The organism is uncultured Lutibacter sp., from assembly GCF_947495725.1.
In the GTDB taxonomy this organism is placed as follows: Bacteria; Bacteroidota; Bacteroidia; order Flavobacteriales; family Flavobacteriaceae; genus Lutibacter.
Genome location: NZ_CANLZZ010000002.1, coordinates 629,753 through 642,865, shown reverse-complemented (window position 1 = coordinate 642,865; position 13,113 = coordinate 629,753). Strand labels below are relative to the sequence as shown.

Annotated in this window: 12 protein-coding genes; 6 read left to right on the top strand and 6 right to left on the bottom strand. The window is 28.8% G+C overall.

Going from position 1 to position 13,113, the window contains the following annotated elements:
* Positions 1 to 11 precede the first annotated feature (11 nt).
* The 4 genes from Q0776_RS06220 to Q0776_RS06205 all read right to left on the bottom strand — a co-directional run bounded on the left by Q0776_RS06220 (position 12) and on the right by Q0776_RS06205 (position 4,655).
* Positions 12 to 428, bottom strand: coding sequence for a hypothetical protein (locus Q0776_RS06220; protein ID WP_298366078.1), 417 nt, complete (start codon positions 426 to 428; stop codon positions 12 to 14).
* Between the two features lie 98 nt (positions 429 to 526).
* The gene (locus Q0776_RS06215; protein ID WP_298366075.1) at positions 527 to 1,042 is read right to left on the bottom strand and encodes a hypothetical protein; all 516 of its coding nucleotides are present in this window, start codon (positions 1,040 to 1,042) and stop codon (positions 527 to 529) included.
* Positions 1,043 to 1,047: 5 nt separating this feature from the next.
* Positions 1,048 to 3,726, bottom strand: coding sequence for a carboxypeptidase regulatory-like domain-containing protein (locus Q0776_RS06210; RefSeq protein WP_298366073.1), 2,679 nt, complete (start codon positions 3,724 to 3,726; stop codon positions 1,048 to 1,050).
* Positions 3,727 to 3,776: 50 nt separating this feature from the next.
* A complete protein-coding gene (locus Q0776_RS06205) occupies positions 3,777 to 4,655 on the bottom strand; it encodes a GLPGLI family protein (protein WP_298366071.1) in 879 nt (292 codons plus the stop codon).
* A 120-nt stretch (positions 4,656 to 4,775) separates the two neighbouring features.
* Here Q0776_RS06205 and Q0776_RS06200 point away from each other — a divergent pair, with 120 nt between their 5' ends.
* From Q0776_RS06200 to Q0776_RS06190, 3 genes are all read left to right on the top strand, one after another.
* Complete coding sequence (locus Q0776_RS06200) at positions 4,776 to 6,269, top strand: HAMP domain-containing sensor histidine kinase (RefSeq protein WP_298366070.1); 1,494 nt, start codon at positions 4,776 to 4,778, stop codon at positions 6,267 to 6,269.
* Complete coding sequence (locus tag Q0776_RS06195; protein WP_298366068.1) at positions 6,262 to 6,942, top strand: response regulator transcription factor; 681 nt, start codon at positions 6,262 to 6,264, stop codon at positions 6,940 to 6,942. Before Q0776_RS06200 ends, Q0776_RS06195 begins: the two co-directional genes overlap by 8 nt.
* Positions 6,943 to 7,019: 77 nt before the next feature.
* Positions 7,020 to 7,634 (top strand): deoxynucleoside kinase, encoded by a 615-nt coding sequence (locus Q0776_RS06190; RefSeq protein WP_298366065.1) that lies wholly within the window; start codon positions 7,020 to 7,022, stop codon positions 7,632 to 7,634.
* 71 nt (positions 7,635 to 7,705) lie between these two features.
* On the opposite strand, the gene pckA is transcribed toward Q0776_RS06190, so the two are convergent.
* Together pckA and Q0776_RS06180 are read right to left on the bottom strand one after the other, a co-directional pair.
* A complete protein-coding gene (gene pckA, locus Q0776_RS06185) occupies positions 7,706 to 9,325 on the bottom strand; it encodes a phosphoenolpyruvate carboxykinase (ATP) (RefSeq protein ID WP_298366063.1) in 1,620 nt (539 codons plus the stop codon).
* Positions 9,326 to 9,603: 278 nt separating this feature from the next.
* On the bottom strand, positions 9,604 to 9,978 hold the full coding sequence (locus tag Q0776_RS06180) for a DUF423 domain-containing protein (protein WP_298366061.1): 375 nt from the start codon (positions 9,976 to 9,978) through the stop codon (positions 9,604 to 9,606).
* 76 nt (positions 9,979 to 10,054) lie between these two features.
* Here Q0776_RS06180 and Q0776_RS06175 point away from each other — a divergent pair, with 76 nt between their 5' ends.
* From Q0776_RS06175 to Q0776_RS06165, 3 genes are all read left to right on the top strand, one after another.
* Positions 10,055 to 10,285, top strand: a complete 231-nt coding sequence (locus tag Q0776_RS06175; protein ID WP_298366060.1) for a DUF2007 domain-containing protein — start codon at positions 10,055 to 10,057, stop codon at positions 10,283 to 10,285.
* A 71-nt stretch (positions 10,286 to 10,356) separates the two neighbouring features.
* Positions 10,357 to 11,727, top strand: a complete 1,371-nt coding sequence (locus Q0776_RS06170) for a saccharopine dehydrogenase family protein (RefSeq protein WP_298366058.1) — start codon at positions 10,357 to 10,359, stop codon at positions 11,725 to 11,727.
* Positions 11,728 to 11,864: 137 nt separating this feature from the next.
* Positions 11,865 to 13,109: a hypothetical protein gene (locus Q0776_RS06165; RefSeq protein ID WP_298366057.1), complete on the top strand. Its 1,245-nt coding sequence runs from the start codon at positions 11,865 to 11,867 to the stop codon at positions 13,107 to 13,109.
* Positions 13,110 to 13,113 lie beyond the last annotated feature (4 nt).

The following is a 13,113-nucleotide window of genomic DNA, read 5'->3' as shown; positions in this document are numbered from 1 at the left end:
TTAAGATAAAATCAAATTCTAAAAACTTGTTGAAACACTTGTACATCAACCTCTATATTGGGAGGTTCATAAGTGTTAAAAGGGATAAGATTTTTTTGTAAATCTTTAAATATAGATAGGTAAGACTGGGTAAATGCAGCAACAAATAATTGCTGATCTAACAATGAATAATCAAAAATATCTAAATGTAATTCATCTTGACCATCTACAACTATATTTTCATTACTACAACAGTTCTTTTCGGATGAACCACAGCTCTCAACACCAGACTCTTCTTTTTCACCTTGACAAGGATCTGCCTTAGAAAACAAAGCTACATCTACTAAAAAGTCGCCGCAATAATGTGTATCAATAGTAAAGGACATTGTAGATAAAAAAACTACAAATGCCATTAAAATTGATGTTATTTTTAAAATAAATTGCTTCATTGCAAGTGCAAAATTACAAAATATTCCTATTAATAAGATGTTAAAGTTTTAATCATTATTATAAGTTCTATAATTTAAACACTATAAAACGGAAAATTTTACACAAACAGAATAATAATAGTAAAAACAAAACCTGCTATTGCAAAATATATTCCTTTTTTAAAAATTTTTGATTTAGGTACAAACATTAAAAAAGATGAAACTGCAAAAAACAACAATGAAACACCAAAGAAAATATTTAAGAAAAACAACGGATCACTTGATGTTGCTTTGTGCAAATGAGTAAACTTGTTTAAAACAAATGGAAGTTCTTTGGAAGTATAATTTACCATGCCTGTTTTATTATTATACGTTCCATTTTGAAAATACACAATATCTCCTTCAGTTTTCTCAACTTTAAGGTTTCGAATTCTTAAACTTTTTGCTATAGCCGATATTTCGGTATTTGGCTTAATTTTCCTTTCAATCTGTTTTTCAGTTTTAAACAAATCCGTATCTCTAAATATTAATACAATTCCACTTATGGCATAAACTGTCATAATTCCAGCTAAAAAAAAGCCTAAATATCTATGTATAATTCTCATATACAAACTTGACGATTTTTTCTTTTTCATATTAATTACAAATTATATTTTACTGTAAACATCCAAATTCTGGGTTGTACAAAGTACAATGAAGTAGTATTGCTATCCACAATTTGATTTAAACTATCTCTATTTATTGATTCATTATCGGTTAAATTATCAACTGATAATTTAAATTCCCAAGGACTATCTTTTTGCTGATAGTACAATGCAGCTTCCAGAAAAGAATAATCATTCTTTACCGTACCTTCATCATTTTCGTAATTGTAGTAACTGTAATCTGCTGTAAAAATAAAATTCTTTAAAAAACTTGCTTCAAAATTTGCAAAAGGCCTATCGGTTGTACTTCCTGTATCAGTATAATCGGTAAATGATTTTTGATACCCAATTTCAAAATTTGGCGCATTTTTAAATTTTGTAGCCACACTTCCTTTGTAACTGTGTGTTAACGATTTTGTTTTTGACCAAATATTATTAATTATATTATTGTAAATATTTTGTGAAATTGAGGTGCTAAACCTTGTTTTTAATCTACTATATGTTTTATCATATCTAAAACTTCCTGATAGGCTTTCATCGGAAAAATCCGAATTTAATATTGTTGAAATTCTATTTCCTCCTCCTAATGGACTTGATGATTTTGTTACATTATCTACATTTTTAGTATAGCTAATATTTGCGTTAATATTAGTAAATGAAAACATACTAAAACTAAAAAAGTTTAATGAATAACGATGTCTAAGCGAACTTTCTATATCTCTAAATCCTTGCGTTAACGAATTGTAATTACTTAACAAATAACCTTCGGCTACATTTTCCACATCAGAAAATTGAGAAGTAATCCCATAGTTAAATCTAATATTTGCTGAAGAATTAAAGTCGTATTTTGCGTAAAAATCTGGTAATACTCTTACCAAATCATCTTTATTTTCTGAACCCAATTGTATATCTTTCGTATTATATTGATGTACCGTAACTCCTGGATTTAATGTAAAATCTCCTAATTGCACTTTATAATACAAACCTAAAAACACATCTGAAAAATTATAATTTACATCATTAATTAGTTCTTCATTATTAAAATTTATAACACTTCCATCTGATAATTCTTGACTCATAGAGGTATTAAAATCTTGCCCCGAAAATGTTGCTCCTAAACGAACATTTATATTACTTTTTTTATTCAACAAGTAGTAATAGTCTAATTTGGCATCAAATTTATTAGTATTGGTTTTACTATTTTGAAATAAATTAATTAGATCCCCGTCATTATCTTGAGTAATTGGAATTATATCGAACGGCTGTCTAGTTGTAAGCGCGTTATACAATGGTTCATCATTTTGATATAAATGTTGTAATTCTGCTGCAAAAATATTGTTTTCATCTATATTATAATACAAATTGAAATTTTGATTTAACGAACCTGTTTCTTCTTCTAAATTTGTATCTATATCACCATCAAAAGATGAAGTTACATCATTCAATTCTGTTTGTCTCGAAACCTTCCCAAAAATATCATAATCTATATGCATATTTGTATTTGGATTATAGGTTGAACTAAATTTTAACATTGCTAGCTCACTTCCTTGAAGCGCGTTAACATCTTTAATATCAACATCACCAGATTGATTATAAATAGTTCTAGATTCCGTTAACATTGTGGTTTCAGAATCATTTACAATTGCAAATCCATTTAAATCTAATGTTTTTTTAGGCGAAAAATTAAAGTTAAGTGCTCCAAATTTAGAATCTACTTCTAAAGCTCTATTGTTTTGCATAGTTGCAAAACCCATTCCTCCAGAGGAAACATTAAAACTAGTTCCTCCACCACTCATAGCACCTCGCAAACCACCTGTAAATCGAAAATAATCTCGCATTGTAAACGGAACATCTCCAATATTATTTACATCGGCAAGTACATTAATACTTTTCTTTGGACTGTAATAAAACAATTTTGGTTTTACAATATGCTTTTCATTATCGCCGGCACCAGCGGTTACATCTCCAAACCAAAAACTATCTTTTCCTGTTTTTAATTTAATGTTTAATGCTATATTATCCTCATTATTCGTAACACCTTTCATTCCCGAAACTTCATTATAGTTTCTTAACACCTGAATTTTGTCTACAGCATTAGCAGGGATATTTTGAGTTGCCAATTTTGAATCACCATCAAAAAATTCTTTTCCCTCAACTAATACCTTTTGAACCTTTTTACCTTCTACTTCCACCTCTCCATTTTCATCAATTTCAATTCCTGGTAATTTTTCTAATACATCTTCAAGTTTCTTTTCTGCTCCTGTTGTAAACGAATCTGAATTATAAACAATTGTATCTCCTACAATTTTCACCGGCATTTCGTAGGTTATTTCCACTTCATCTAAACTTTCACTAGCTTGTACTAAGACAAAATCTTTGGATAAATCTTTATCGTTGTTATCAATTTCTATGTCGGTATTTAAATTATCAAACCCTAAATAACTAATTTTTATAGTATATTCTTCAGCATCTTCTAGACTTAATTTATACTTTCCATTTTGATCTGTAATTGAATAGGATTGTAAAAAATTTGTTCCCTTTTTAAAGGCAATAACATTTGCCATTTCTAAAGGATTTCCTTCTGCATCTTTAACAAAACCTTCTAATTTAACATTTTGTGAGCTTGCATAAAAAGATGCGAAAAACATTAAAAACAAAATAAGATAATTTTTCATTTGATAATTTTCTTAGTTAAAAACTAATAATTTTTAAAAATAGATACTTATTAACCTCCTATTCTCATTCTACGACCGTCTGAACCTCCTTTTTGACGTTCATTCTGCATACGTTCGCGCATTTCTAACATCTTTTCTTGAATAATTTTATCGTATTCTACTTGAGAAACTTTTTTACCTTTTTTAGGTTCATTAATCTCAATTTTATCCTTTGGGTTTATGGTAATTTTTGTACACATAATATTGGTGTTAGCATAAGACAACTCTAAAATTAACCCCGGTAATCCATAGTAATCACTGGGACCGTGACCAACCGGAACATCGAGTGTATACCAAGCAGTAACAGCGGTATCAACTAATTCTGGCTCCTTTGGCTCTTCTCTTTTCTCATCATCTTTTGGTTGTGCTCCTGGTCTTCCTCTACCAAATCTCATTTCTCTTGGGGCTGGCATTTTTACAACAGTAGTTGCTTTAAAACATAAATAATTTCCAATAGTTTTGGTTTCTTGCTCCATTTCCCACTGGTAATCGGTTAAATTGTCTTGAATTAAAAATTGTTTACCGCTAAATTCATTTTCCTTTGCGCTTTTTTTTGTTTGAATATTTTTATAATAATCGCCTGAAGCTCCACCACTAAACATCATAAAACGCATTCCTCTTCCACCCATTCCAGAGTTTTCTAATTGTTTTTCTTCGGCATAAACAGATTCAGTTTTATTAAAAGTCAACTTGTAGGTTTTCTCTAACCTACTCTTCATCATTTCTTTAATTTGTTTAATTCTATCCGCTGGAATACCAGATTTTTCAAGATCAACATCTAAGGTTGTTTTTGTTTTATAGGTTGCTACACCCTGAAAACCCTGAGCAGAAATTTGAAATGAAAAAAGCAATAACACTCCATAAACCAGTTTAAAAATACTCGACATCATAAATATTCATTTTAAAATTACAGTACAAATATATAATGTTGAAGTCTTTATTACAGTTAAACAGTGTTAACAACTGTTAACCAAGTGTGATTTTTACATTTCTATCGTTACCTTTGGAATATGAATAATAAACGGCACCAAACAATTATATACATTATTGCCAGTGTAATAGTATTTACTATTGCTGTTCAAGTTTATTGGAATTACCGTGAATACCAAATTAATAAAGAACATTTAACCAGTAGAGTTACACGAAGTTTAGACAACGCTGTTGAAGATTATTTTGCCAACATAACTAAATCTAGTTTTATTACTTTAACTACTCCAGATTCTACAAGCACTAATAATAAAAGTGATACTATCCGGTTACAAACAAAATCGAGAAGATCGATGTTTAAAAAAATAGATAGTACTTTAAAACATATTCAAAAACAAGATAGTAACAAAGTTTTTCTCATTGGAAAAAATGAAAAAAACTTTGGAATTAAAAATGGAAAAAATGTAATTTCTCATTTCGGAAATTCGGATGTTTTTGCAAAAAACATAGACAGTTTAATAACCAAAGTTGTGGTTTCTTTTTCTAAAGACACGTTAGATTTAAACAAATTAAACAGTTATATCTTAGAAGAGTTTACTAGGAATGATATAGACGTAAATTACGCTTTAAATTTTAAATATTATGAATGGAAAGGTTTTGATAATTTTGAAACAAAAACCCAATCATTAAATCTTGAAAATTTTGATAAAAAACACTTAAAAGTTAATTCTAAATCGCACTATTTACCCCATCGCAGCAAACTTGAATTATTATTCACCAATACAACTGCGGAAGTTTTAAAGGAATCCTTAGTAAGTATTTTGCTATCTCTTTTACTTTCAATAAGTATTATAGCTAGTATTTTATATTTACTTAAAACTATTAATACGCAAAAACAATTAGCCGAAGTTAAAAACGATTTAATTAGTAACATTACCCACGAATTTAAAACCCCAATTGCTACTATTTCTACTGTGTTAGAAGCTATGAAAAATTTTAAAGCGTTAGAAGACAAAAATAAATCTGAAAAATATGTAGAAATGGCTTCCTCCCAAACCAAAAAACTACATTTAATGGTAGAAAAATTATTGGAAACCGCTACTTTAAAACAAGAAGAATTGGAACTTTTCAAAGAACCTATTATAATAAACGATTTATTAAAAAACTTAGTTGAAAAATACCAAATTTTAAATCCCGAAAAACAATTTAACTTTTGTAACAAAAATGGCGATATAACCATAAATGTAGATGCTTTTCATTTTGAAAATGCTATAAGTAACATTATTGATAATGCAATAAAATACGGAGGAAATACAATATATGCAGAACAAAACAAATTAAAGAAAGGGGTTGAAATTTTAATTTGGGATAACGGAAAAGGAATTCAAAATAATCAAAAAGATAAAGTTTTCGAACAATTTTATAGAATACCAACTGGAAATACACATAATGTAAAAGGGTTTGGTATTGGACTTTATTACACAAAAAAAATTATTGAAAAACACAATGGAATTATTTCAATTCTATATAATTCTAAAGGTGAAACTGTATTTAAAATTGAATTACTAAATGAATAATGTTGTAAAAATAATATTAGCTGAAGACGAACCTGCACTAGGACAAATAGTTAAAGAAAGTTTAGAAATGCGAAATTTCGAAGTTTTGCTTTGTGTTGATGGTGAAGAGGCATACAAAACATACAAAATTGAAAGCCCAGAATTATTGGTTTTGGATGTTATGATGCCTAAAAAAGACGGTTTTACATTGGCGAAAGAAATAAGGAAAGAAGACCCTAATATTCCAATTATTTTTTTAACAGCAAAATCTCAAACAGAAGATGTAGTTGAAGGTTTTAATCTAGGCGGAAACGATTATTTAAAAAAACCTTTTAGTATGGAAGAATTAATAGTTCGAATAAATGCCTTACTAAAAAGAAAAAAAAATATTGATACATTACAAACAATTGAATTAGGTGAGTTTACTTTCGATTTACAAAAACAAACCCTAACACACAAAAACACCACTACAAGTTTAACACACAGAGAATCTGAATTACTACATCATTTAATTCTACACAAAGATAAAGTATTAGAAAGATCTTTTATTTTAAAAAAACTTTGGGGAAACGATGATTTCTTTAACGCCCGCAGTATGGACGTATTTATTACTAAACTAAGAAAAAAGCTAAAATTAGACCCTTCCATTCAAATAATTAACGTTCGAGGTTTTGGATATAAGCTAATTTACTAAGTGTGTTAATTTAGTACCGTTGAAAAATAAAAAAAATAATTACCTTTATCCACTTATAACTAAGGTATTTATAAATTATGCACGTTGCTATTGCTGGGAATATTGGAGCTGGAAAAACCACTCTAACAAAATTATTAGCCAAACATTTTAGGTGGGAACCTCATTTCGAGTCTGTTGAAGAAAATCCTTACTTAGATGATTTTTATGGAGAAATGGAACGTTGGTCGTTTAACTTACAAGTATACTTTTTAAACAGTCGTTTTAGACAAATACTTGAAATTCGAGAAAGTGGTAAAAACATAATCCAAGATAGAACTATTTATGAAGATGCTCGAATTTTCGCCCCTAATTTACATGCTATGGGATTAATGCCAAATAGAGATTACAAAAATTATGACTCTTTATTTGAATTGATGGAACGATTAGTTTCGCCTCCCGATTTATTAATTTATTTAAGAGCTTCAATTCCAACTTTAGTTGGTCAAATTCATAAAAGAGGAAGAGACTATGAAAATTCTATTAGTATAGATTATTTAAGTAGACTAAACGAACGGTATGAAGCCTGGATAACAAAATACGATAAGGGTAAACTTTTAATAATTGATGTAGATAATTTAAACTTTGTAGATAACCAGGAAGATTTAGGTTTTATAATAGATAAAATAGACGCTCAAATTAATGGTTTATTTTAAAATTAAAAAAATATAATACAAAAAAAAGGCTCGCAAATTGCGAGCCTTTTTCTTAACCTAAATCTATTTTACTATAACTGAGGTCCAGCTGCTACTAAAGCTTTTCCTTCTTCGTTATCTGTATATTTCTCGAAGTTTTCAATGAATAAACCAGCTAATTTATTTGCTTTTTTATCCCATTCTGCAACATCAGCATAAGTATCACGAGGGTCTAAAATCTCTGTGTGAACACCTGGTAATGATGTTGGTACTTCTAAGTTGAAAATTGGAATGTTTTTAGTTTCCGCTTTTTCAATAGAACCATCTAAAATTGCATTAATAATTCCTCTTGTATCTTGAATAGAAATTCTTTTTCCAGAACCATTCCATCCAGTGTTTACTAAGTAAGCTTCTGCTCCGTGAGCTTCCATCTTTTTAACTAATTCTGCTCCATATTGTACTGGGTGTAAAGTTAAGAAAGCTGCACCAAAACAAGCTGAGAATGTTGGAGTTGGCTCAGTAATTCCTCTTTCAGTTCCTGCTAACTTAGCTGTAAATCCAGACAAGAAGTGGTATTGAGTTTGCTCTGGAGTTAATTTAGAAACTGGAGGCAATACACCAAATGCATCTGCAGATAAGAAAATTACTTTTTCAGCGTGACCTGCTTTAGAAGGTACTGCAATGTTTTCAATATGATTGATTGGGTAAGAAACACGAGTGTTTTGACTTACAGAACCATCAGTAAAATCAATTTTACCATTAGCATCAACAGTTACGTTTTCTAATAAAGCATTTCTTTTAATTGCTCCATAAATTTCTGGCTCAGCATCTTTATCTAAATCAATAGTTTTTGCATAACATCCACCTTCAAAGTTAAATACACCTTCATCATCCCATCCATGCTCGTCATCTCCAATAAGTTTACGAGAAGCATCAGTAGATAAAGTAGTTTTACCAGTTCCTGATAAACCAAAGAATATTGCAACATCACCTTCTTCTCCAACGTTTGCTGAACAGTGCATAGAAGCAATACCTCTTAATGGTAAATAGTAGTTCATCATAGCGAACATACCTTTTTTCATTTCACCACCATACCAAGTACCACCAATAATTTGGATTTTCTCAGTTAAGTTAAAAAGAACAAAGTTTTCAGAATTTAATCCGTGTTCTTTCCAGTTAGGGTTTGTTACTTTAGAACCATTCATTACAACGAAATCTGGCTCACCAAAGTTTTCTAATTCCTCTGCAGTTGGTTTAATAAACATATTTGTTACAAAGTGTGCTTGCCAAGCTACCTCAACAACAAAACGTATTTTTAATCTTGTATCTTCATTTGCTCCACAAAAAGCATCTACAACAAATAATCTTTGATTAGATAACTCCTCAGTAACTAAACCTTTAAGCTCATTCCAAACAGCTTGTGTAGTTGGTTTGTTATCATTAGGTGCTTTTTCAGAATTCCACCAAAAGTTTTCTTTAGTTGCATCATCCTTAACAATAAATTTATCTTTAGGAGAACGACCAGTAAATTTACCTGTCATTACATTAACAGCATCTAATTCTGTTAATTGACCTACCTCAAAACCTTCTAATCCTGGTTTCATTTCTTCTTCGAAAAGAACTTCGTAAGAAGGATTGTGAATAACTTCTTTTACATCTTTAATTCCTAAGTCATTTAATGACTTTACTACTGATTGGTTTAAAACTTCCATAAATCTTGTTTTAATCTATTATTTATTCAATTATTTTTTTATTACTTTTTTCTAATAATTTCTTTAACAAATTTACATATAAAGAAAGGTTCCTACTTATGACATATGTCAGTAAAAAACAACTATTTACTAAAACGTTTTCATTACGTATTTACCTCATATACTGAACTTTAACTCACTGTAAATTATTTATAATTTTGCGAATACGATTTCGATTAAACCTAAAAAAACGCATCTTTTTTATGTCTACAACTATAATTCAATAAATTTTATTTGTTTTAGTAAGCTTTTTTCTTAAGAAACTCAATTGCCAAGAAAATCCACCCCACAATAAGTATTAAACCTCCTAAAGGTGTTACAAACCAAATGCTTTTAGCATCTACACCAAAGGTTATTGCATAAATAGACCCTGAAAAAAACAAAATCCCTACAAAAAACAACATGCTTACTACATTTTTACTCTTTTTAGTAAAGTTTTTAAAAGTGTTAACAAACAGTAATACTAACACATGATACATTTGATAACGCACACCTGTTTCAAAACTTTTAAGCTCCTGTAAACTTAAAGTTTCTTGTAAGGCGTGTGCTCCAAAAGCGCCTAATATAATTGTAGTAGCACCTAAAATTGCAGTTACAAACAAATTTTTATTCATTTTATATGGTTTTATGAACCAAATATATAATACATTATTTAATTAATATTCTTATCTTTAAGTAAAAACGAATCTTATGGAAAATCAAAATGGAAAATTATTAACTATCCTAAAAACTAGTTTATTACATCAAGTGCAAATTGCCAAAACTCTTTTAGCTAATAATAATATTATTAGCTTTATATTAGATTCAAATGTTACCTATACTGGGCTACCATCTTCGGAAGGATACCGGTTAAAAGTAAATTCCTCTGATTATGAAAAGGCAAAAGAAATCTTGGATGAAGTAAATTCAGAAAATAATTAATATTATTAAAATCATTTATAACTTTTTAAATTAGTATTTTCGTATTTGTAGCATCTTTGAAAAAAAATAAAATGCAAAATATTTTAATAATTGGAGCTGGAAAATCATCTTCTTCCTTAATTACGTACCTATTAGAAAAATCCGACTCGGAGAATTTGCATATTACAGTTGCAGATTTTTCTCTTGAGCTTGCGAGTAGCAAAATTCAACATCATAAAAACGGCACAGCCATTTCATTTGATATTTTTAATGAAGTTGAAAGATCAAAAGCAATAAAGAACGCTTCTATTGTTGTTTCAATGCTCCCTGCTGCTCTACATATTAAAATTGCAAAAGATTGTTTAAAATACAAGAAAAATTTAGTTACAGCATCTTATGTTTCAAAAGAAATGAAATTACTAAATAATGAAGCTATAAACCAAAATCTTATATTTTTAAATGAAGTTGGACTAGATCCAGGAATTGACCATATGAGTGCTATGCATCTAATTGATGGCATTAGAAATAAAGGTGGTAACATACTTCTTTTCGAATCGTTTACCGGAGGTTTAGTTGCTCCTGAAAGTGATGATAATTTATGGAACTACAAATTTACTTGGAACCCTCGAAACGTAGTTTTAGCAGGACAAGGTGGTGCTTCCAAATTTTTACAAGAAGGAAAATACAAATATATTCCATATCATAAATTATTTAGAAGAACCGAAATTTTAACTATTGATGGTTACGGAAAATTTGAAGGTTACGCCAATAGAGATTCCTTAAAATATAAGACTGCTTATGGATTAAACAATATTCTAACACTTTATAGAGGAACAATTAGAAGAGTTGGCTTCTCGAGAGCATGGAATATTTTTGTGCAGTTAGGAATGACGGATGACAGCTATACAATTGAAGATTCAATTAATATGAGTTATCGCGATTTTACAAATTCATTTTTGGCTTATAGCCCAAATGATTCTGTAGAATTAAAATTACGCCATTACTTAAAAATAGACCAAGATGATGTTATCTGGGATAAACTTTTGGAAATCGATATTTTTAATCCGAATAAAAAAGTAGGTTTAGATAATGCTACTCCGGCACAAATTTTAGAAAAAATATTAAAAGATAGCTGGACACTTAAAGAACACGATATAGATATGATTGTTATGCAACATTTAATAGGATATGAATTAAATGGAAAAAAACATCAAATTGAAAGTAGTATGGTTTGTAAAGGAGACAATCAAATTTATACTGCTATGGCAAAAACTGTTGGTATTCCAGTTGCAATTGCCACTTTAAAAATATTAAATGGAGAAATTAACGCCAAAGGTGTTTTAATACCAGTTTCAAAAGAAATTTACGAACCCATTTTAAATGAACTTAAAGAGTTTGGTATTTCATTTTCAAATAAAAAAGTTCCTTATTTAGGTTATAATCCTGAAACAATTTCTAGTTAAATTTAACCATTACAATGAAAATTAAAGACAAAAAGGATTTAATATTTATCCTTATACTTATATTTATTCACTTAATATATTTCAGTATTTCTTTTTATTACGATAATTATCATCCTTTTTCTGGTACAAATTTCAAAATGTCAGATTCATATCAGTATTTAATTGAAGCTGAAAATATTATTTCTCAAGGAATTTTTTACTCTGGTGATTTAAATTTACCCATAAATCCACAAAACTATACGCTTAGACCTCCAGGATATCCATTATTTTTGTCATTATTTAATTATTTTGATGCTCCATTTTATGTTATTCTCTTTTTTCAAAATATTATTTCTATTATTTCTATTTATTTAATTAGAAAAACTATTCTTCTTTATAATTATGATAAAAAATATGACTATCTATTTATTTTCTTATTATTTATAACACCTTCACAATTTATATACGCGAATGCAATTTTAACCGAAGTACTATTCCAATTTTTTATTGTACTTATGTTTGTAAACGCTGCAAAATATTTAAAATTTAAAAATCCTAGGGCTGTTTTTTGGTATAGCTGCGCATTAATTGGAGCAGCGTATGTTAAACCTGTAATGTATTTATTTGTAATTCCAAGTACAATTTATATGTTGTACTTAGCTTTTAAACATAAAAAATATCACCCCGCAGCCTTCTCTATATTACCAATCTTGGCTGTTCTATTAATTTTTAAGTGGAATTATAATAGAACTCAACGTATTCAATATTCAAGTATTGAAACAATAAACTTACTAGATTACAACGTCAAATTTTTCCTGCTAAGTAAAATTGGAGAAGAAAAAACTGACAAAATAATAGACAGCATACACAAGGAAGCCAATTTATTAGAAACCTATAATGAAAATTTTACTTTTTTAGATACATCGGCAAAAAATATTATAAAAGAGAATTTATTCTCATACACTATTTATCACTTACAAGGAAGTATATATGCTCTGCTAGACCCCGGAAGGTTCGATTTATCATACTTCTTTATGTTTAAAACACCTAACGCAAAAAATAAAGGGATTTTATTTCATATAAATAATGGTGGTATTAAAGGTGTACTAGCATTTTTAACCAACTCCTATTCTCCAATATTACTGCTGTTTTTGGGTATCATAATATTATTTAACATTATAAAACTATTGGGTTATTTATTATTTATATTTAGCCCATCAATAAATTTAAATATTAGAATTATTTCTGGGTGCTTTTTCTTTTATATAGTTTTACTTGTTGGCCCCGTGGGAGCATCCAGATACTTAATGCCTCTAGTACCTATAATTATAGGTTCAATTCTTTTGAATAATTCTATGCTAAAAACTGTTTCAAATACTTTAAAAAAAAGCTTCTCTAAATAAAACA

Excerpts from the sequence above, each read along its gene's own strand:
- Q0776_RS06220 (WP_298366078.1), bottom strand. The coding sequence starts at position 428 with ATGAAGCAATTTATTTTAAAAATAACATCAATTTTAATGGCATTTGTA.
- Q0776_RS06215 (WP_298366075.1), bottom strand. The coding sequence starts at position 1,042 with ATGAAAAAGAAAAAATCGTCAAGTTTGTATATGAGAATTATACATAGA.
- Q0776_RS06210 (WP_298366073.1), bottom strand. The coding sequence starts at position 3,726 with ATGAAAAATTATCTTATTTTGTTTTTAATGTTTTTCGCATCTTTTTAT.
- Q0776_RS06205 (WP_298366071.1), bottom strand. The coding sequence starts at position 4,655 with ATGATGTCGAGTATTTTTAAACTGGTTTATGGAGTGTTATTGCTTTTT.
- Q0776_RS06200 (WP_298366070.1), top strand. The coding sequence starts at position 4,776 with ATGAATAATAAACGGCACCAAACAATTATATACATTATTGCCAGTGTA.
- Q0776_RS06195 (WP_298366068.1), top strand. The coding sequence starts at position 6,262 with ATGAATAATGTTGTAAAAATAATATTAGCTGAAGACGAACCTGCACTA.
- Q0776_RS06190 (WP_298366065.1), top strand. The coding sequence starts at position 7,020 with ATGCACGTTGCTATTGCTGGGAATATTGGAGCTGGAAAAACCACTCTA.
- pckA (WP_298366063.1), bottom strand. The coding sequence starts at position 9,325 with ATGGAAGTTTTAAACCAATCAGTAGTAAAGTCATTAAATGACTTAGGA.
- Q0776_RS06180 (WP_298366061.1), bottom strand. The coding sequence starts at position 9,978 with ATGAATAAAAATTTGTTTGTAACTGCAATTTTAGGTGCTACTACAATT.
- Q0776_RS06175 (WP_298366060.1), top strand. The coding sequence starts at position 10,055 with ATGGAAAATCAAAATGGAAAATTATTAACTATCCTAAAAACTAGTTTA.
- Q0776_RS06170 (WP_298366058.1), top strand. The coding sequence starts at position 10,357 with ATGCAAAATATTTTAATAATTGGAGCTGGAAAATCATCTTCTTCCTTA.
- Q0776_RS06165 (WP_298366057.1), top strand. The coding sequence starts at position 11,865 with ATGTCAGATTCATATCAGTATTTAATTGAAGCTGAAAATATTATTTCT.